Origin of the sequence: Bacillus sp. OTU2372 (assembly GCF_038440275.1) — a bacterium.
Classification (GTDB): Bacteria; Bacillota; Bacilli; order Bacillales; family Cytobacillaceae; genus Neobacillus; species Neobacillus bataviensis_B.
The window spans coordinates 44,592-65,733 of the sequence record NZ_JASATK010000015.1; the positions used below are offsets into that span (position 1 = coordinate 44,592).

The 21,142-nt window shown below is 40.1% G+C and carries 14 protein-coding genes and 1 pseudogene; all 15 read right to left on the bottom strand.

From position 1 onward, the window contains the following. Nucleotides 1-127: 127 nt before the first annotated feature. A complete protein-coding gene (locus AAHB15_RS20375) occupies nt 128-1,714 on the bottom strand; it encodes a response regulator transcription factor (RefSeq protein ID WP_342043188.1) in 1,587 nt (528 codons plus the stop codon). Then, nucleotides 1,689-3,170 carry a sensor histidine kinase gene (locus AAHB15_RS20380; RefSeq protein WP_342043189.1) on the bottom strand — a complete coding sequence of 494 codons (1,482 nt, stop codon included), beginning with the start codon at nt 3,168-3,170 and terminating at the stop codon, nt 1,689-1,691. The genes AAHB15_RS20375 and AAHB15_RS20380 overlap by 26 nt, the downstream gene beginning before the upstream one ends. Then, the gene (locus AAHB15_RS20385) at nt 3,170-4,171 is read right to left on the bottom strand and encodes a sugar-binding protein (protein WP_144567186.1); all 1,002 of its coding nucleotides are present in this window, start codon (nt 4,169-4,171) and stop codon (nt 3,170-3,172) included. Before AAHB15_RS20385 ends, AAHB15_RS20380 begins: the two co-directional genes overlap by 1 nt. A gap of 168 nt (nt 4,172-4,339) precedes the next feature. Further along, the gene (locus AAHB15_RS20390; protein ID WP_342043190.1) at nt 4,340-6,712 is read right to left on the bottom strand and encodes a beta-glucosidase; all 2,373 of its coding nucleotides are present in this window, start codon (nt 6,710-6,712) and stop codon (nt 4,340-4,342) included. Between the two features lie 94 nt (nt 6,713-6,806). Continuing rightward, nucleotides 6,807-7,799, bottom strand: a complete 993-nt coding sequence (locus AAHB15_RS20395) for a LacI family DNA-binding transcriptional regulator (protein ID WP_342043191.1) — start codon at nt 7,797-7,799, stop codon at nt 6,807-6,809. A gap of 3 nt (nt 7,800-7,802) precedes the next feature. Further along, nucleotides 7,803-8,861: an aldose epimerase family protein gene (locus tag AAHB15_RS20400; protein WP_342043192.1), complete on the bottom strand. Its 1,059-nt coding sequence runs from the start codon at nt 8,859-8,861 to the stop codon at nt 7,803-7,805. Nucleotides 8,862-8,895: 34 nt separating this feature from the next. Continuing rightward, nucleotides 8,896-10,377 carry a UDP-glucose--hexose-1-phosphate uridylyltransferase gene (gene galT, locus AAHB15_RS20405; RefSeq protein ID WP_342043193.1) on the bottom strand — a complete coding sequence of 494 codons (1,482 nt, stop codon included), beginning with the start codon at nt 10,375-10,377 and terminating at the stop codon, nt 8,896-8,898. After that, complete coding sequence (gene galE / locus AAHB15_RS20410) at nt 10,374-11,378, bottom strand: UDP-glucose 4-epimerase GalE (RefSeq protein ID WP_342043194.1); 1,005 nt, start codon at nt 11,376-11,378, stop codon at nt 10,374-10,376. Before galE ends, galT begins: the two co-directional genes overlap by 4 nt. Before the next feature lie 15 nt (nt 11,379-11,393). Next, the gene (locus tag AAHB15_RS20415; protein WP_335573177.1) at nt 11,394-12,557 is read right to left on the bottom strand and encodes a galactokinase; all 1,164 of its coding nucleotides are present in this window, start codon (nt 12,555-12,557) and stop codon (nt 11,394-11,396) included. A 158-nt stretch (nt 12,558-12,715) separates the two neighbouring features. Further along, a complete protein-coding gene (locus AAHB15_RS30255) occupies nt 12,716-13,396 on the bottom strand; it encodes an Ig-like domain-containing protein (protein WP_446715888.1) in 681 nt (226 codons plus the stop codon). A gap of 12 nt (nt 13,397-13,408) precedes the next feature. Then, a pseudogene (locus tag AAHB15_RS30260) lies at nt 13,409-14,569 on the bottom strand (arabinogalactan endo-1,4-beta-galactosidase); the annotation flags it as partial. A 772-nt stretch (nt 14,570-15,341) separates the two neighbouring features. Beyond that, nucleotides 15,342-17,411 carry a beta-galactosidase gene (locus tag AAHB15_RS20425; protein ID WP_420491168.1) on the bottom strand — a complete coding sequence of 690 codons (2,070 nt, stop codon included), beginning with the start codon at nt 17,409-17,411 and terminating at the stop codon, nt 15,342-15,344. Nucleotides 17,412-17,447: 36 nt separating this feature from the next. Beyond that, complete coding sequence (locus AAHB15_RS20430) at nt 17,448-18,299, bottom strand: sugar ABC transporter permease (RefSeq protein ID WP_335573180.1); 852 nt, start codon at nt 18,297-18,299, stop codon at nt 17,448-17,450. 3 nt (nt 18,300-18,302) lie between these two features. Further along, on the bottom strand, nt 18,303-19,559 hold the full coding sequence (locus AAHB15_RS20435; protein WP_144567161.1) for a carbohydrate ABC transporter permease: 1,257 nt from the start codon (nt 19,557-19,559) through the stop codon (nt 18,303-18,305). Nucleotides 19,560-19,715: 156 nt separating this feature from the next. After that, on the bottom strand, nt 19,716-20,996 hold the full coding sequence (locus tag AAHB15_RS20440) for a sugar ABC transporter substrate-binding protein (RefSeq protein WP_342043196.1): 1,281 nt from the start codon (nt 20,994-20,996) through the stop codon (nt 19,716-19,718). Nucleotides 20,997-21,142: the final 146 nt, after the last annotated feature.

Sequence of the window (21,142 nt, forward strand, 5' to 3'; positions counted from 1 at the left end):
GGCGACCTATAGCACATATTTGCGATTATCTAGATTATTTTGCAATCTTTGAAACATCAATGTAATAAAACTATTTGAAAAAAAAAGGGGGCCAATTTCTCGCGAAATTGGCCCCAACAAGATAATCCTAATTTACCGTTGCCTTACGAAACTCACTTGGCGACAATCCTGTCAGTTTCTTAAACACCCTGCTGAAATAGTTTGGATCCCGGTAGCCGACAGAATAACAGATTTCCTTCATGCTCTTTCCCGGGTCGAGCATTTCCGCTTTGGCTTTCTTGATTCTAATCTCCGTCAAGTAATCTATAAAGGTCATTCCAAATCGATCTTTAAATAGCTTGCTAAAATAAAACGGACTTAGTTCTACGTATTCAGCTGCAGATTCCAATGTGATCGAATCAGCATAATGCGTTTCAATATAATCCTTGGCTTTTTGCAGCATTCCCTTTGCATGATTATTCCGCCATACCTGAACATGCTGAACAACCGCAAGTAAGTGAGCTTTTCCCGCTTCTAGAACCATCCGAATATCCTCTGACTCATCAATGTTAGGAATCCGATCATATGTAATCCCAAGATCATGAAGCATACGCGAAAGGAGTATAAACAGCTCCTCGAACGATTTTTTTACAAAGGAGGCTTTTATATTATTTGACCCTAGCTTTGACACAAAGGAATCAAAGATTAGCATCACCTGATTGACATCACCCTGTCTGACACTATCAAGCAGCCTTTTCTCCACCTCAATGATCTCAGAATCAGAAGGTAATTCGAAGGCAGGCCCCTGCTTGTTATAAAATAAATATTTGCGGTTAGACGTTTTTAAAAGCTCCTCAAGTGCCAGTATTGCTTCATGATAGGATTTATTCAGCTCATGGGCATGGTTATAAGGGTGGCCAATCCCAATCCTTAATTCTGCACTAAAGTTTACTTGTTTAAAGAGACGATAGAGGTTCTCGATTATGCTTTCTGCGTTTGTTCTAAAATGGGTCTTCTCCGCTGACTTTTTACAAAGAAATAGGACTGGAACTTGGCACTCCATCATCGCCCCCACCATAATTTCATGCTTGACCACAATAGATTTTAGCGTATCTTTAAGCCAGCCATACCATTTCTCTTTTTCTAACGAAGTTAGTTCCGTCTTAGAGGTTTGCTTTAATGTAAATAACATCGCATAGCCCGATGTAATCTCCACGCCTAGCAGTTGGCTCCACTCGTCAAAGGTCATATCTTGTACCTGATTCATCAACAAGGATGATACCCACTCTTTCTGAGCAATCGATACGGCTCGGTCGAGGTTTTCTCTTAGGCTTTGCTGTTCTTCCTTTGCCCTTCGTTCTGCAAGGATTTCGTCTGCAACCCTCTGCAAGCTATCAAGAAGATCCTTTTTACTGCTCGGCTTGAGGATGTATTCCTTGACCCCTTGCTGCATTACTTCTTTGGCATACTCAAACGTATTAAAAGCAGAAACCATGATAAAACGAATGTCTGGTTCGAACTTTTTAATCTCTTTTACTGCTTGGACACCGTCGGTTCCCGGCATTTTGATATCCATAAAAATTATATCTGGGCGGTGTTCCTGGGCCATTTCAATGGCGATTCTCCCGTTTTGCGCTTCCCCAATAACCGTTACGTCCACTTTCGAGCCTTTTATGATTTTGGCAACCGCTTTTCGTTCAAGTATTTCATCATCTGCTATTAGAATTTTCAACAAGTTTGTTTCCCCCTCTAACCGTGACAGGTATCTTCAGTCGGAAAATCGTTCCTTTGTTTAATTCTGATTCAATTTCCACCACATTCTTTTGTTGGTAAAAAAGCTGCAGCCTTTTAATCACGTTTTTCACTGCAATACCATTGGATTGTTCTTTCGTTTTCTCCAGTTCCACATTTTCTTCATTGTCCAATCCATCTACATAATGAAGGAGCTTTCTCTTCGTCCGTTCGTCCATTCCCGCACCGTTATCAATTACTTCAACATGAATATGGTCATTCAGCCGATAAATATGAAGTTCGATAATACCATTTTCTTCATATTCTTCAACGCCATGAGTGAATGCGTTTTCAATTAAAGGCTGTAAAATAAGACTAGGAATCTCAATGTCTAGATATTCTTCCTGAATTTCCGTGATAAATTGAATACGATCGCCGAATCTTGTTTTTTGAATAAAGAAATATTCTTTCACAATACTGACTTCGTCTCTTAAGGTTGAAACTTTATCGAAATCACTTAGATTGTAGCGTAATAGTGCCGCAACTGCTTCAATCAGTCTCGATGTCTCTTCCGCTTCTTCTAAGTAGGCCATCTTTGAAACTGTATTTAAAGTGTTAAATAAAAAGTGCGGATTCATTTGGTTTTGCAGACTTCTTAACTCTAATTCTTTTAACAGCTTATCGAGTTCTCCCTGCTGTTTAATTTCGGTGACAAGTACTTTAAGGTTGCTGCGCATTTGATTAAATGTTTCTGTTAGCAGTTTGAGCTCATCCTTAGTGGTTATTTTAATATCCTCACCGGAAAGGTTTCCTTTCGAAATCTCTTTAGCCGCTCTCGATAACAAACTGATGGGTTTGGTAATCCCGCCCGATATCCATAACGCAAGCAAAGTGCTTAGGAAAAAGGCAGCCGCAAACAGAGATATAGACAAGAGTTTATAGTAATGATTTTGCTGCTCCATTTGGTCATAGAATTTTTGATAGTCTGTTAATTTATTATTTAACAGGGCAAGTGTACTTTCCTGGATAAAGGAGTTAACTTTCAAAACCTCATTAAAGTGATTGGAGTATAGGTTGATCTGATCCTGCTGGAATGCGCCAATCGTGGCATCTCCCTCATCTAAAAAGCTATCAATCATATTTTTATAATTCGTGAGTGTCACATCATTGGTGTTCATCACTTTCACTAGTCTCTTTTGGTCCTTAATTAATTTCAATTTTTCGCTTCGGTAGTCTTGAAGATACGATTTTTCCTTATCTAAAATATACCCATGAAGCTTTTCCGTCAGAAAATTACTTCTTTGTGAAATATCATTAAGCAAAAGAAATCGTTCAAAACTTTCATCGTATTCAGAAACGAGTTTTTCACTTCGGTCATAAAAAAACATCCCGACTGAGGTAAGTAAAACGACAAGAACAATAAAATATAATAACAGTTTCGATCTTATCCGGAATAACATCAGTTATCAGCCGCCTTTCGGTGCTGATTACTCAAAGGTAAGTCTGATTTTCTTAAGATTCGAGTATCGGTATGAACAATTGGTGAGACTTTGTTTCCTTGGATAAGCTCAATCATCGTTTTAACGGCCCCATATCCCATTTGATAGGGTTCCTGAACGACGGTTGCATTGATCGTACCCTCTCGAATAAAATCAAGTGTTTCCGGAAGCGTATCAAAGCCAATTATATAAATCTGCCTTTGTTTATGATATTTTTTTACGACATGCGCTATTTCAATTCCATCTAAGGCACTTGTCCCAAAAAAGGCTGTTACCTCTGGGTGTTCCTGCAGAATTTGATTTGCCTTTTCTGCCGCTTTTACCCTGCTAATCTCGGATTCTTCCACGTCGATTATATTGATTCTTTTCTCCGGCTTAACGGCATCTTCAAACCCCTTGACCCGCTGCTGCATATGGTTAGCATAGAAACTGCCGGTAATAATCGCCACATTTACTCTTCCAAATGTATCCGCTATCAAAGCTTTGCCCGCTAAATACCCCGCATAATAATTATCGGTTCCAATATAGGCTAGTCTCCTGCTATTAGCGGCATCCGTATCAACAGTGACAACTGGAATGCCGCTGGCAACGACCCGGTCAATCAGCGGAGTGAATTGCTCGTCATTCAACCCTTGGGTCATGATGCCGTCTACTTTGGAGGCTGCTGACATTTCGATCGTCCTTACATGCTCATCTACGTTTGCCTGCTTTGGCCCTGCATATTCAAGCAGAACACCATATTTTTTGGCCGCATCCTTTGCGCCTTTTTCTACGAGTTTCCAATATTCGTTGTCCAACTCTTCTGGAACAAGAACAAAATGGTAGTTATACTTTTCTACTGTTTTTTGTTCTTTGGGTAAATCATGTGTAATCACCTTGTAACCATAAAATATTGAAAATGAGCAACTGATTAAAAAAAACAAACCTCCAACTGCATACACTATGATGGATAATCTGCTCATATAACAACTCCAATCCCTCAGCATAGATAAATCTATTATACGTAAGATTCCAAATATCGACAATCTTCTTTTATGGGAGCCTGTTTCTTGATTTTAATTGAGCTTCTCGGTTGAAACCTAGAAAAAACCAGCCTGCATTTTCTTTTAATGCAAGCTGGTTTTTTCGATTTATTGTTTAGTAAGCCGCTTAAAGCCAACTTTAGATTTTAGGACATCACTGACTTTTTGTACAATCATATCATGGTCGACTGTGAAAGTTGCAGACCCTTTTATATTTTCGGAGGATGCGCCTACTTTTACTGTATAGGTACCTTTTTCAAGAACCCAAGCGGATTTTTCTTCGTCAAATGAAGCTAGATCTTTAGCATTGAGATTGAAATGAAGCAGTTGACGCTGATTAGGTTTTAACACCTTTGTTTTGGCAAAAGCCCTTAATTCTACTGCAGGCTTTTCAAGCTTTCCATCTGGAGAAGAAACATAGACCTGGACTACTTCTCTTCCTGGAATGCTCCCAGTATTTTCAACAATCGCACTAATAGTGAGTTTGCCCTTAAATTTCTTGCCTTTGTTGACTTCCACATCTCTAATGTCAAAGTCTGTGTAGGATAAACCATAGCCAAATTCATAAGCAGGTTTTACTCCAAAGGTTGTAAAATACCGATAGCCGACATAAATATCTTCCTGATAAATTACTTTAGCTGGGTTTGCAGCCGGTGTTCCTGGGAAGTTAGCTGCTGAGGGGACATCACTGTACTTTACAGGAAAAGTAGTGGTCAATTTCCCAGACGGATTCACTTTACCGGAAACTACATCGGCTACAGCATTACCCGCTTCCTGACCTGGCAGCCATGCTAAGAGAATGGAATCCACCTGATTCCTCCAGCTTGCTACTTCTATTGGTCCTCCAATGTTCAAAATCACTGCCACCTTTTTCCCTTGGTTATGGTACTCGGTTGTTACTCTTGAAATCATATCCTGTTCAGCATCACTTAAAAGGTAATCCCCTTTTACCACTTTTCGGTCTTCAGCTTCCCCAGAATTTCGTCCGATAACGATAATCCCAAAATCCGTTTCTTTTGTAACAGAAGTAATTTCATTCTCCTCTAAAGGTTTCTCTGGGATCACTGGGACCAATTTTCCAAAATCTTCACCCCATGGGTTCGGTTTAATTTTATATGGTTCTTGCCGGCGCAACGAATCAATATAGGTTTTATATTTACTTAATAACTCTTGATTAATTTGGTAGCCAGCTTTCTTTAAACCTTCTGCAATCGATACCGTATAGGCTGCGTTTACGTCACCGCTGCCAGTCCCGCCCTTAATGGTCTCAATCTGTGTATTTCCGAATAATGCAATCTTTTTATTTTTATTAATAGGCAGAGCTCGTTCTTTATTTTTTAATAGGATCATTCCGTCTGCAGCAGCTTTTCTTGCCACCATTGCATGTGCCTTTAAATCGGGCTGGTCAGAATTTTGATATTTCTTAAACTCAGGAGTTTGAACGACGATTTGTAGAATGTTCTTAATATTACGATCAAGGATTTTTTCTTCTAATCTTCCGCCTTCTACAGCTAACTTAATAAGATAAGATTTTTTTGACGACCCAGGCATAATTAAATCATTACCAGCCTTCATTTGTTCCACTGGGTCCTTACCAGCAAACCAGTCAGTCATAACAAAGCCTTTATAACCCCAATCTTTTCTTAATACTGTCGTTAATAAATCAGTGCTTTCCGACGTATATGTCCCATTGATTTTATTATAGGAGCTCATTACAGCCCATGGGCGGGACTCTTTTACCGCCATTTCAAAACCTTTTAAATAGATTTCCCTTAACGCGCGTTGGGATACAATTGTATCGATAATCATCCGGTTCGTTTCCTGGTTGTTTGCAGAAAAATGTTTAATTGTTGCCCCTACACCATTGGATTGAATCCCATTCACAACGGAAGCTGCTATTTTTCCAGAGATTAAGGGATCCTCTGAATAATACTCAAAGTTTCTTCCGTTTAACGGATTCCTATGAATATTTAGAGCTGGTGCCAAAAACAGATCAATTCCATATTCTTTTACTTCATTTCCCTGAGCCTTGCCCACCGCCTTTGCCACAGCTGTATCCCAAGTAGAGGCTAATGATGTGGCGATTGGGAAGGCGGTTGCGTAATAGGTTTGAGTCTGCCCAGGTCTTGTAGGACGGATCCTTAGTCCTGCTGGGCCATCTGCCATCCGCAATTCAGGAATACCAAGTCGTGGAATCCCATATGTACCACCTACTGCTCCTGTAATTTCAAATGGCGCTCTTGTGATACCAGGCATTCCTACCCCCACAACAAATTTTGCTTTTTCCTCTAAGGTCATGGCTCGAATAACTCTATCAATAGAGGCTGAATCTGACAGGTAAGGTACTTCTGTCTGTCCGATAGAAGTTTGGTTTTTGTGTACTCTGGGTAAATTTTGAGTCTTGGCGGATGCCATGTCAAAAGTGAATCCTGAAAGAAGTAATGAAGATGAAAATGTTATAGCTAATAATTTTGATAGCATATTTTACTATCCCCTTTAAGTTAGGATTTCCAGACTAAAAACAAAAAGCCGCTTTGTCCACAAATAGTGTGGACAAAGCGGCTTTTTTTATGTTCTAAAAGCTGCTATTTCGAATAATAAGTTTAGTAGCGATGAGAATCTTTTTGGCTGTCTTTCTGCCTTCAATACGCTCTAGCAGTGTATCTACCGCAGTCTCACCCATCAACTCCGTATAAACTTTGACTGTACTCAAAGTTGGAAAAACATATTTTGAAATGCTGATATCATTGACCCCTATAATGTTAACCCGGTCAGGCACTGCGATTCCTTCTTCTAGTAATGCTCTTAAGGCCCCGACAGCAATGGAGTCATTTCCCGCAAAGAAAGCTGTCGGTAAGTTATCACCATGTTGCCCGATAGCCTGTTTCATCAGGGCATGACCATCATCCGCCGAAAATTTGCCATTATACAAATAGCTTTTATCAAAAATGCACTTTTCAGTTAGATAACGCTTAAAGGTTTCTTCTCTTGCATCTTCAATAGCGGAGGTCTTATCTTTAAATTCCTCTTTACCGCCGATATAGCCAATTTGCTTATGACCCTTTTCAATAAAATGATCAAGCACCTTTTTCGTCGCCTTCTCAAAGTCAATCACAATCGAATCAAACTGCTCTTCATCTGGAGAGGTATCAACAAACACAATGTTCTTGGTAACCGACCGCAGCTCCTTCACTTGTTTGCGGCTAAACTTACCAATTGCGATCAGTCCTTGAAGCCCATCATCTTCTCTTAATTCTTCATAGTTATCCTGAAAATACTTTACAAGTTGGAGACCCTGATGACGACAACGGTTTTCAACACCTAGCCGTATCGACATATAGTATAAATCTTCAAGTTCTTCCTTTTCGGTATACCACTGGAGGACCGCAATCCTGCCGGAGTCCTGCTTTTTAGCTGGTTTCTTCTTGTATGAAAGCTCCTCTGCTGCCTCAAAAATCTTCTTTTTTGTTTCATCGCTGACAGAAAGCGTCGTATCATAATTCAGTACGCGCGAAACCGTCGCAATCGAAACCCCTGCTAACTGAGCAATATCTTTTATTGTTGCCATAAATTAATCACCTAACGTATTGGTTAAGAAACGATACGTGGTATTAGCACGATATACATCCTCTGGATTTAATGTGACCGATGGAAAGCTTGGATAATGGATGGCATCCGGCAGCCCTTGGGTCTCTAAACAAACACCAAGATAATTTCTAGCCTTTACACCCGAAATTTCAAACTCTCCATCTAACATATTCGAAGTATAGAGAACAACGCAAGGCTGGTCGGTCGTCATCAGAAGGACACGTCCGCTCTCTTCCTCACTTAGCACAATCCGATTATTTCCTTCTTTTGAAAAAATAAGCGGGTGGTCGTAGCCTTTTCCTACCAAAACATTCTGGGGATAGGAAGTTTCCATGCCATCTTTCAATTTTCTTCCCGCAGTAAAATCAAATGGAGTATTGGCCGTCTCCAGCATTTTACCTGTTGGCATAAGGTCAGGAGCCAATTCTAAAAAGCGGTCACTATCTAATTGAAGGACGTGTCCCGAACAATCGCGTTTGATATTTCCGCTTAAATTAAAATAGGAGTGATTGGTTAAATTCACTACTGTTTTTTTGTCTGTTCTAGCTTCATAAGTTACTTTCAACTCATTATCATTTGTTAATAGATACGTTACTATGGTATCCAGATTTCCAGGGTAGCCTTCCTCCCCGTCTGGACTACGATAATGGAACTTCAATCCAATAGCATTTTCTTCCTCGACCTTTTCTGTTGCCCAAATCACGGAATCAAAACCTTTTACACCACCATGCAGATGGTTCGGTGCCTCATTTTGAGCGAGTACATGTTCTTTTCCATCCAGTTCAAAACTTGCACCCTTAATTCGTCCCGCCACTCGGCCGCAAACAGCCCCAAAATACGGCGAATATTTCGGATAGTCTTCAAAGCTTTCAAAACCAAGGACCACATTTTCTAGCTTTCCATTACGGTCTGGGACAATGATTTTCGTAATCACACAGCCGAAATTTATACAAGATACAGTCATGCCTGAATCATTGCTAAATGAATATTCGATCACATCTGCTCCATTATACCGGCCAAAAAGTTGTTTTTCCATTTTCATTGCTCTTCCACTTCCTTTTTCAATTAGGGGACGTTTATAATGCGCCGATAAAGCGGCGGAATCCTGCTTCTCCCTCTTCATTCCGCTTAAACACACCAGCGTCTTCTAATACTCTCAAAAACTTTCTGCCTACTTCTTCTCTAACCAGTGTTTCCACATTGGATTCATTCGCAATCGTTCCATAGTTGTTCTTTAACTCATTGGCCCAGTCTGCATGATAATCTGCAACTGCATCCGTTTTACCGAGCAGGAAGTTTTCTACCTCTTCCAACTCTCCTTTAAGGCGGGCAGGCAGCACTGCCAATCCCATTACCTCAATTAGACCGATATTTTCTTTCTTAATATGATGGACATCGGCATGTGGATGAAAAATTCCTAGTGGATGTTCCTCACTTATCCGGTTATTACGGAGAACCAAATCTAGTTCAAACAAGTCACCATTTTTTCGGGCGATCGGGGTAACCGTGTTATGCGGTGTCTCACTCGTCCGAGCCAATATACCAAGGGCTTCATCACTGTAAGCTTTCCATCTTTCAAAAATATGGGCTCCTGCTTCCACCAGATTCCCTGTTTCAGATGATCGTAAACGAATCACCGACATCGGCCATTTAACTACAGAGCATTCCACATTCGGAAAACCATCAATGGTAAAGTTCCAATCAGCCCCGGCCTTTGCCATCGCAAATTGATAATTCCCGCCTTGATAATGCTCATGTGATAAAATCGAGCCGCCGACTATTGGAATATCAGCATTAGACCCTAAGAAGTAATGTGGGAATTGCTCCACGAATGACAACAGTCTTTCAAACGTGACTGGACTGATTTTCATATCCGTATGTGTTTCCGACAATACAATGCAATGCTCATTATAATAAACATAAGGAGAATATTGTAAATGCCAATTTTCATCTGTTAAATTCACTCTGATCATCCGGTGATTTGAGCGAGCCGGGTGGCCGATTCTTCCAGCATATCCTTCATTTTCGATACAAAGTAAACATTTCGGATAGCTGGATTTCTTTGCGAGCTTCTCTAGTTCGATACTCTTTGGATCTTTTTCCGGTTTCGATAGATTAATAGTAATATCTAACTCCCCGTATTCGGTCGCGGCCTTGTACTCGATATTTTGACGAATCCGCTTCATCTGGATGTAATTGCTGTTTTTACTTAACTGATAAAAATATTCGGTCGCCAGCTCTGGACTTTGTTGATATTTTCCATAAAACTGCTGGTTCACACTCGAAGGCCGTGCGATAAAGCAATTCATAATTTTACTGAAAAATATATCCTTTACATCAAAAATATCTTCGATGATACCTTTCTCCACTGCATACTCACCGATTCTATCAAGGAGATCAGGAATTTCCGGGATACTTCCCCCAATCTCTATTTCCTTATACTCCTCCAATTGCAGCAGTGCAAGCACTTGATTTCTAGCGTATATTTCATCTTCCCGCTCAATTAACTGAGTGGCAAGCGCCTGTTGAACTAATTGTTGGACTAGTTGAAAAATCATATTGATCGCCACCTATTTTGATAACCATTTGGATGATGCTTATGCCAATTCCAAGCATCTGTTATAATTTGTTCAATTGATGCTCTTGAGGGGTTCCAGCCGAGTACTTGCTTTGCTTTATCCGATGAAGCAATCAGTGTACTAGGGTCGCCTGCGCGACGTTCTCCCATTTGGACCGGAATATCTAACTGTGTTACAGCTTTAGCCGTCTCGATAATCTCTTTTACTGAAAACCCTTGGCTTGAGCCAAGATTGAAATAATTACTTTTCCCGCCATTTTGTAAATACTTAAGCGCTAAAATGTGGGCTTCAATCAAGTCCTCGACATGGATATAATCACGGACGCACGTACCATCCGCTGTATCATAATCTTCTCCAAACACAATAATGGCAGGTCTTTTCCCAAGTGCAGCTTCGAGAACAACCGGAATCAAATGCGTCTCAGGGTTGTGGTCATCCCCAATCACCCCTTCACCTCGCGCTCCGGCCACATTAAAGTAACGCAATGCCACAAAATGAATCCCGAATCTTTTTTCGCACCAAGCCATCATTTTTTCCATTGCAAGTTTCGTTTCACCATATGTGTTCGTCGGCTTTGTTTCCGCTGATTCGGTAATTGGAATCACCCTCTGTTCACCATATACAGCGGCGGTTGAAGAAAAGACGATGTGCTTTACACCAAATTCCTTCATTATTTCGAGAACAACCTGTGTACCAAATACATTGTTATCATAGTATTTTAACGGCTCCACCATCGATTCCCCGACGAGAGAATTGGCGGCAAAATGGATGATTCCTTTAATCTTTTCTTTTTGAAAAACAGACCGCATGAACTCTCGATTACGGATATCTCCTTCGTAAAAGTGTGCCTTTGGATGAAGTGCATCACGGTGGCCTGTTTGCAAATTGTCAATAACAACCACTTCATACCCCTGATCAATTAATTGGTATACGGCATGTGAGCCGATATAGCCCGCTCCGCCTAATACAAGAATACTCATGATACCAACATCTCCTTATAATTGTTTCGCTCCGTCACCAATGCTGGCTACGTAAAAATCCGCCTCATAACCAATCTTGTCAGCATAGGCTACTCCTACGTTGTTAATAAAGCTTTCCACCTCATCATTTTCCACTATTGCAATCGCACAGCCGCCAAAGCCTGCGCCAGTCATTCGTGCCCCAAGCACCCCTGGCTGTTTCCAGGCTGCTTCTACTAAACTATCAAGCTCAATCCCGGTCACCTCATAATCGTCTCTTAGTGAGATGTGTGATTGGTTGATCAATTGCCCGAATGCCTCTAGATTTCCAGCTTTAAGCTCTTCGAGTGCACGCAATGTTCTAATATTTTCATATACCGCATGCTTCGCCCGTTTACGCACCGTTTCATTCGTAATCAAATATTGATTTTCATCGAACTCTGCTTCGGAAAGCTGCCCAAGCGCTTCGATTGGAAGCTTCTGCTGTAGCTGTGATAACGCTTTTTCACATTCGCCTCTGCGCTCATTGTATTTGGAATCCGCTAACTCGCGGCGCTTGTTTGTATTCATAATAATAATTTTGTGATTTTCAAGTTGAATCGGTGCATACTCGTATTTCAGCGTCTGGCAATCAAGTAAAATTCCTGCATCTTTCTTGCCCATACCAATTGCGAATTGGTCCATTATTCCACTGTTAACGCCAATGAACTGATTTTCAACCTGCTTACCAATTTTAATTAGATCAAGTCGTGGAATTTCTAAGCCATACAACCCTGTAACTAAAACCCCGGTTAATAATTCAATTGATGCTGAAGAGGAAAGACCTGCACCATTTGGAATATTTCCTTCGATGACACACTCAAAACCGGTTGGGATTGGGTATCCTGCCTCTAAAATGTAGCGAATCATCCCTTTTGGATAGTTAGCCCAATTGTGATCTTTATTGTAATCAAGCTGGTCTAATGTAAACTCAATAATCCCTTTATCCGGGAAGTTAGCTGAATACAAGCGGACTTTCCTGTCTTCACGCTTCTTAGCAGCTGCATATGTCCCGTACGTAATCGCACATGGAAAAACATGGCCGCCATTATAGTCTGTATGTTCACCAATTAAATTAATTCGCCCTGGAGCAAAGAAAGACTTCTCAGGGGCCGTTTCAAAAATTTCATTAAATTTCGAGTTAAGTGCTGTACCGTTCATTTTTCCGCCTCCACTAATGTAATCCTTTTCATTTATCTTTATTATCATTTTACTTACTACAGTAAATTTTATCAATATTTTTACTAAAAAAATTACTAAAATTTTTATTATCAAAAAGAGGCGCATGAATATTTTCTCCATGCACCTCTCATATCCTCTTAATTATTGCTTACCTGGTATAAATTAAAGTCATCTAAACTTCCCCAGGCACCGCTATCAGCCTTTATACGTGCTCCAATCGTAATCGTTCCATCCTCTGTTACGAGAATGTTATTTATTTGTGGATTGTTCCAATTCACCCAGCCATTTACAGAGGTAACTGCTTTATTTTCCTGCCCGCCAGATATAGCATAGAGATACATCTCTGGATTTCGGGCATCTCCGCCCTGCAAAAACATGGATAAATTATAATATCCAGGCTTTAAGCCGGTAATCGTTTGTTCCACTTTAAAGTCGACAGCCGTACCTGAATAAAAGTGCAGAGAATAGTCCCCTGATTTAGCGTCCGAAGCTTTTAATTGATAGTCTGTGTGCGGAGTAGTTCCCGTTCCATAGATAATCTTCCACATGCTCCGATCACTATTTTCAAAGCTTGGATTCACCACAAAGTTCTGAGGCTTTATTTCTAACCTTGCCTTTACCGTCATTCCGCCTTCGACCGCGCCATTAATCACATAGGTGCCAACACCCGTGCTGATGGCTTGATGTAGAGCTGCATTATCCCAAGTAACAACAACCGTCCCTTTGCTTCCATCATTATAAGTAACAGCGACAGTATCTGGTAAATTAATATTTTCCCCTGAGATAGCAAATATCGATATATCTTTGATTTCGTCAATTTTTAACGTGGCAACGGCTCCTGTGTCTACATATTTAAAGACATTTAGGGATGCAAGCGGATGTCCAGTAAAGTCAAACAATGCCTGGTTGTCTACCGCACTTCCGCCGTACCATTTGCCAGCATCTTCAGGGTCATACTCTCCGGCATAACTTGATGCCCAGCCTGAACCATATTTTTCCCATTTCGTTTGATTCTGTTTTAGTTTTTCAGGCGGTCCCACTGGTATCCAAGCAGGCTCCCAATAAAAGACACCTATCCCAGCATCACCAACATTAGCAGCCGCTTGGATTACATCCCTTACAGCATTGGCCTGACCTTGGACTGTAACAGGGTAATTTAATGTTTGGCCAGCATCCTTTGGTGCAGTATTTCCGTGTCCATCACCGTCCGCAGCTGTATAGGTGTAGGATGCTTCAGCCACCATTACTTTCTTTCCATACGTATCAGCCACATTCTTTAAGACTGATGTTAAATTACTTAAGGTACCATGCCAGAATGGATAATAGGAGCTTGCAAATACATCATAATCTACATTATTATCAGCAAGAGTTTTAGCATAAGAAGCATATCTGCCTGTTGTTTCAGGGTTTGTAAAATGAACAGCTACTAAGATATTCGGATCAACCGCTCTTACTGCTTTACTTCCTTCATTAAATAAAGCACTAATTTTTGTCCAATCCTTTTCTCCTGCCACTCCTCCATTCGTTTCATTGCCCACTTGAACCATACCAATATTAATTCCTGCCGCTCTCATAGCTTTTAGGCTTTCTTTTGTATAGTTATATAAAGCTTTCTTCTTATCTTCGAAACTTAAGTTTGCCCATGCCTTCGGTGCCTGCTGTTTAGCAGGGTCGGCCCAGAAATCAGAATAGTGAAAGTCTACTAGCAGCTTCATTCCATTAGCTGTTGCTCTTTTCCCAATTGCAATTGCCTTGGCTAAATCGTTATTACCACCGCCGTATCCATTTCCTTTTGCATCATAAGGATTATTCCATACACGGACACGAATATAATTGACTCCTGCCTCATGTAAAGTCTTAAAAATGTCCTGTTTTTTTCCAGCCTCATTGTAGAATTTAACACCGCTGTTTTCTAAAGAAATGATACTAGAAACATCAACACCTTTAATAAAGTCCTTATCGAGTCCATCTACTCTTTTTACAAAAATATCAGCATCAACGGCCTTAGGGACAGATTTCAATGTGAAACTATCTAAATACCCCCATGCCTTTGGTGATCCGCTAACAGTTGCTCCCACTTGAAGATTAGACGTCTCTTGTTTTAAAACAAATTTCAAGGTAATGGTCCCCCATGCATTGTAGCCTGTTGTGGCAACAGCATCTATAGTTTCCGCTCCCGCAAAAAGTTTAATATTGCCGGCTTCAGCACTTGCTCCCCCCATCGATTTTACCGATAATTCATAACTTCCTGCAGGAAGTGTCGGGATTGTTTGCTTTACTGCAAAAGATGGAGTCCCTGTAGCCGTTTCCTTAATCCAATACTTTAAAGCATGGTCCCCTTCATCTTTCGTCATCCAAGGATCAGAGGAATATAAATAGTGTTGAATATCAATGTTGTCCCAATTTAACGTTTCAATATTCCATGAGCCATCATTCCAAAAATCACTTTCAAACCCTCCATTTGTTAAGTATTGTGTTTGTGATTCTGCAGCAAGGCTAATGTGACTATTCAAAACTAGTGTGCTAAACACCATCACAATGGCTAACAGTATTGCAAACGGCTTGACTATTCTTCTCATATTCTCCTACCCTCTCAAGTTTTTTATGACTATAGCAACATCTTTGCTAAATCAACAAGGAAACGTTTCCATAATACTGTAAAACTATCAATCTATAGAAAAGACACCCACTCTACTAACGAAATGGATGTTTTCTATAGATTGGACAAATCAAGCGGGAAAAGCTCCCGCTCACAATCATCCATTAATTATTTCTTGCCTTTTCCAGAATGCGAACTTCATACGTTTCCAAAGTCAGCTCACCTGTAAGTTCTTCACCAGTAACTAAATCTTTTACAGCGTCCTCCAGTACAATTGGCTGCTTCTTTTCCGTAAAATTCATAACGAAAATATAGTCATGTTTAGGAGCTTGTCTAACCTGCACCGATACGCCCTTTTCATGTTTTACAGAAACTACGGGCTGCAGTGCCAACTCATTAATTAGTTCCTGGTAAAATTCCCGATGAAACTCATCTTCTAATCGGCCGCCAATATAATAGGTTTTACCTTGTTCATACTGATGGCTCGTAACCGCTGGGGTATTGGCATAAAAGTCTACCTTATATTGACCTTCAGCCTTGGCGGTATCAAGTTCAATAACAGTTGCATAATCTTTCAATTCGTAGACCTGGCTGCGATAACTTACATAGTTTCTATCACTTGGATACAATGTATCAGCTTCAACCGGCTTCATCCCAAACATCTCTTTCAAGTCCTTATGCCAGCCGCCAAGATAAGTTAAATCATGTTCATTGACAAGTCCGCTAATATAAGTCATAACCAATCTGCCGCCATTTGCAACGAAGTTCTTTAAACGGGCAATGGTTTCTTCACTTACTAAATAAAGCATTGGAACAATCAATAATTTATAGGAAGAAAAATCTTGTTCTTTTGTAATCACATCAACCGGAATATCCTGTTCCCAAAAGGTACGGTAATGATCGACTAATGTTTGCGGATATCGCTTGGTTTCCAACCCAAACCCTTGAGCGTCATTTAGTGCCCAATTGCTTTCCCAATCATACAGAATCGCCACATCCGCCGGACGATTTGTCCCAACAACATCAGACAGCTTTTCTAACGTTTGACCAACTTTTGCAACCTCTTTGAAAACACGATTTTCTGGACTATTATCATGATCAACCACTGCGCCATGGAATTTTTCCGATGATCCACGGGATTTCCGCCATTGGAAATACATAACACTATCAGATCCATGAGCAATCATTTGCATGGATGCAAGTAGGTGCATTCCTGGACGTTTTGCCTTATTGACGTTATGCCAATTGACACCGCTTGGGGTAGATTCCATTAATAAAAATGGCTTTTGCTTTAGACTGCGGTATAAGTCATCGATAAAGCCAACTCGCATCGCTAAATCTGCCGTACTTTCCCAATCATTGTGCCACGCAGGGTACGCATCCCAGCTGATGACATCAAGGTGTTTAGCAAACTTGCTATAGTCCAGTGCTTGGAATGGTATGAGTTCATGCGTGTCAGCCATAAAGTTTGTCGTAATCGGTATATCAGGTGTTAATTCCTTAATTGGGACAATTTCATTTTCAAAGAATGAAATGGTTTGGTCAGTGACAAACCTGCGCCAATCTAAGTTTAATCCGTGAACCATGCTCTCTCCGATTGGAGATGGGGATTCAATCTGCGACCAGTTACTGTAAGTATGACTCCAGAACGGCCCCCACCAAGCATCATTCAAAGCTTTAAGATCATGATTGTATTTTTCTTTCAGCCAAATTCTAAAAGCATCTTGACATTTGTCACAATGGCATTCGCCGCCGTACTCATTTGAGATGTGCCACATTAATAAAGCTGGATGATTACCATATCGTTCTGCCAGCAGTCGATTCATCCGCTGTGTTTTTTCACGATAAACTTCTGAAGTAAAACAGTGATTATGTCTTCCGCCATGCAATTGTTTTATCCTTGCACTATTCACACGTAATACTTCTGGATATTTCTGTGACATCCAAGCAGGACGTGCTCCGCTTGGTGTAGCTAGAATAACACGTCCGCCAATTCCATGAATGTTATTAAAAATCTCATCTAACCATTCAAACTTGTAAACTCCCTCTTCCGGCTCTATTGCAGCCCAAGCAAAAATTCCAAGGGAAAAGGTATTCGTATGAGCTAGTTTCATCAATTCGATATCATCCGCTAATATATCTGGGCGATCTAACCATTGATCCGGGTTATAGTCTCCTCCATGAAGCATGAAGTTCGTTTTCGTTGTATAGTTTTTTTCATGATTTGTCATAATAATCTCCTTCTACCATTAGTTCCAACTGACGATTCATTAACCTTTTGTTCCACCTGCTGTTAAGCCTGAAACAAAGTGTTTTTGCAATAACAGGAATGCTACGGCAATAGGTATACTGATGAGAATGGCCCCTGCAGCAAAGGTTGTATAACTTGCACCCATTACTTCATTGACTAAATTGTAGAGTCCAATTGGCAATGTGTAAGATTCTGGTGTTCTCAAAATGGTCGATGACATAACGAAATCCCCAAGTGGACCAGTAAAGCCATTCATCGCAACAACCGCTAACATTGGCCGTGACAATGGCATGATAATTTGCAAGAAGATTCTTGTATTGCTTGCACCATCGATTTTGGCACTCTCATCTAAGTCCATAGGAATAGAGTCCATATATCCTTTCATCAGATAAGTATTCATTGGAATCGTCCCGCCAATATACAGGAGGATTAAGAGCCAGTGGCTGTTCATCATCCCTAGAAGCTGCGCCAGTACAAACAGAGCAATTAACGCTGAGAACTGCGGAATCATCTGCAATAACAAAAACAGAGTTAAAGCATTTTTTCTGCCTTTAAAGCGAAATCGTGAAAAGGCATACGCCGTAAAGGAAACGCTGATAACCGACCCAATCATTGTAAAAATACTGATTTTAAGAGAATTTAAATACCAATGCCCATATTGCAGACTTTCTTTTCCTGCAAATAGTTCTTTATAATGATCCAACGTAGGATTTTTTGGAATAATCGAATTACTGACTAAACTGTTACCGGGGTTAAAGCTTGCTCCCACTGTCCACAGTAGGGGGTAAATGATAATAACCGCAATTAGAATTAAAATTAAATGGGAAGCAAAGAGACGAAAAAATCGATTTCCCTTCATACCTGTTAACATCTATTAAGCCCCCTCCTTAAACGAATTTGTTCTTCTGAATTGCCATAAAGCAATCGCAATGACAAATACAGATAACAAAATGGTTAATGCGGCAGCAAGTGAATATTGACTCGACTGCATGGTTAATTTGTAAATCCAAGATACTAATATATCGGTTCCACCGGCATTTGATCCAGGAACTGCTGGTCCTCCGCCGTTGAACAGATAAATAATATTGAAATTATTGAAGTTAAAAGTATATTGCGTAATGATAATTGGTGCCATTGCGAGTAAAATCATTGGCATGGTGATATGTCTGAATTTAGCAAAGATAGAGGCCCCATCAATCGTGGCCGCTTCATAAAGGTCGTCAGGAATAGACTGAAGGACACCTGTAGTCACGATGAATATATACGGAAATCCAAGCCAGCCCTGCATTAGAATAAGCGCTAACTTGGACCAAGCAGCATTGGTCATCCAAGGAATTGGATCAATGCCAAATGCAGCTAAAATTGTATTATTAATCGCACCAAAGCTGTCATTAAATAGGCCGGCAAAAATTAAAATCGTAACAAATCCTGGTACCGCCCATGGTAAAACTAAAATCGTACGATAAAGTCTCTTAAATTTAAGGTCTTTTTGGTTAACTAGTACAGCCAAGAAAATACCAAGTGCAACCTGAACTGTCGAAGCAACAAGTGTCCAGATAACCGTCCAGCTTAAAACATCGAAAAAGGTTGAACGCCAGATATCCACTGTAAATATTTGCTTAAATGTACTTAATCCAACCCAATCAGCTAAGTGCGCTGGAGGAGAATGGTATAAATCATAATTCGTAAATGCTAATGCAAAGCTAAATAATATTGGAAAAACAACAGCGAAAATTAAAATAAATAGCGAAGGTCCACTAATAACATAGGGATAACCTTGTGAAATTAAATTGTGATAATCTTCTTTAAGAGAACTTGGATTCATGTTTTGGTCACGCATTTTTCCATTCTTATAAGCATCCCGGAAATTGGCGTAATAAAAGGCAAGTCCAAAACAGGTAACAATCAGGGCAATAATCCCCTCTGCCAGCAGGAATATGGAATTATCCCGCGGCACTTCGGTCCCAAGTGTCATTAGCCCCCAAAAACCCATATTTAATAAATCTTTAAATACCGCAATGAACGATATTCCTAAAATAAGGAACAATAAACCTTTTACCCATTGTTTATTGTACAATTGCCCAAGCCCAGGAATAACAGAAAGTACTAAGGCGGTTTTACGATGCTGCATTCTCTTCACCTCTTTTATTTGAAAGTGCAAGCGCCACGTTCAGCCCCGATATGGGGAGGCTTGGCGCTGAAGCTAGACATAATCAAAGTCAGGAATCATTAGAAAACAAATGGTGTCAAACCTCATTAGGCGTTTGACACCATTCTTTATACCTAATTATTTGCTGTGTTTTGCTTTTATTTGTCCTTTAATAGTTTCAGCCGCTTGATTTAAGGCTGCTTTTGGTTCTGCCTTGCCTGTTGCAATAGTTTGTAATGCTGCATCAGCAGGCGTCCAAACTTCGTTCATCTCAGGAATATTGGGTGTCAATTCTGAGAATTGAGATTGCTGTGCAACAGCTTTTGCTGCATCACTCTCTGTGACAACTGGGTCATTAGCTAAATCTTTTACAGCTGGAACTTCTTTTGTAATTTCAAAACGTTTCTTAGAATTATCTTTGTTAGCTAAGTATTCAACTAGCTCTTGTGCAAGGTCTGCATTTTTTGAATATGCACTTACGTTATAGCTCTTCACACCGACGAATGCACTCATGTTTTTACCATTATCTAGCTCAGGAAGTTTCGCTACATCAAAGTTTACTCCCGCCTTTGTAAATGGGTCAATGTTCCAAGGTCCAGAAATGATTGCCGCTGCTTTTCCCGACGTAAATAATGATTCTAAAACATTAATACCTTGTGCACCGATAATACCAGCAGGGAATAACTTTTCCTTATAAAACTTTTGAATAATTTCTGCCCCTTGAACCGCACCTTTATTATTAATACCGATGTCCGCTGGGTCATATTTACCCTGATCATCTTTATTGAAGATGTAGCCGCCATAACCACTCATTACACTTTGAGCATAATAAATTTGGTCAAATAGAGCTAAGAATCCATAATTGCCGCCTTTAGTTACTTTCTTATCATACTCGTACCATTCATTAAGAGTTTTTGGCAGGTCCTTCTCTGCGATTAAGTCTTTATTATAGTAAAGCATTGTCGTTTCCACTGCTTTTGGAAGACCGTAAACCTTGCCGTCTACTTTTTGTGACTGCATAGCAACATCCGTATAGATTGATTGAACATCGTCACCAACGTTTAACTCTTTAATTAACCCTTCGGTTACAGCTGTACCAATTTGGTCACCAGGCATTGTTAATACATCGGGGCCTGTCCCGGCTGGTCCATCTAGACGTAAGCCTTCAATTTGTTTTGCGTATGGTTTTTCAACCACCTTGATTTTTACGTTATGGTCTTTCTCAAACTGGGAAATGGCATCCTTGATACCAGCAGATTTTTGTTGGTCTTCCCAAACTAGTAATTGTTTTGTTTCTTTTGAATCTTTATTTGCAGTATCAGAACCTGACTTACTACTGTCTTGTGGTCCACATGCAACCAATGAGAAGCTCAATGCAAGTCCACTAACGATCCCGGCATATTTCTTAAAATTTTTCATATCTTTTTCGTCCTTTCAAGTCAAATGAGTGAAAGCGGTTTACAAGAATAAATATATCACCGTTAAGAAAAAGTGTAAACAACTTTTTTACTAAATTAAGTGAATTTTTTTACGAAAATTAGTCAAAAAGAAAAGCAGTAATTTTA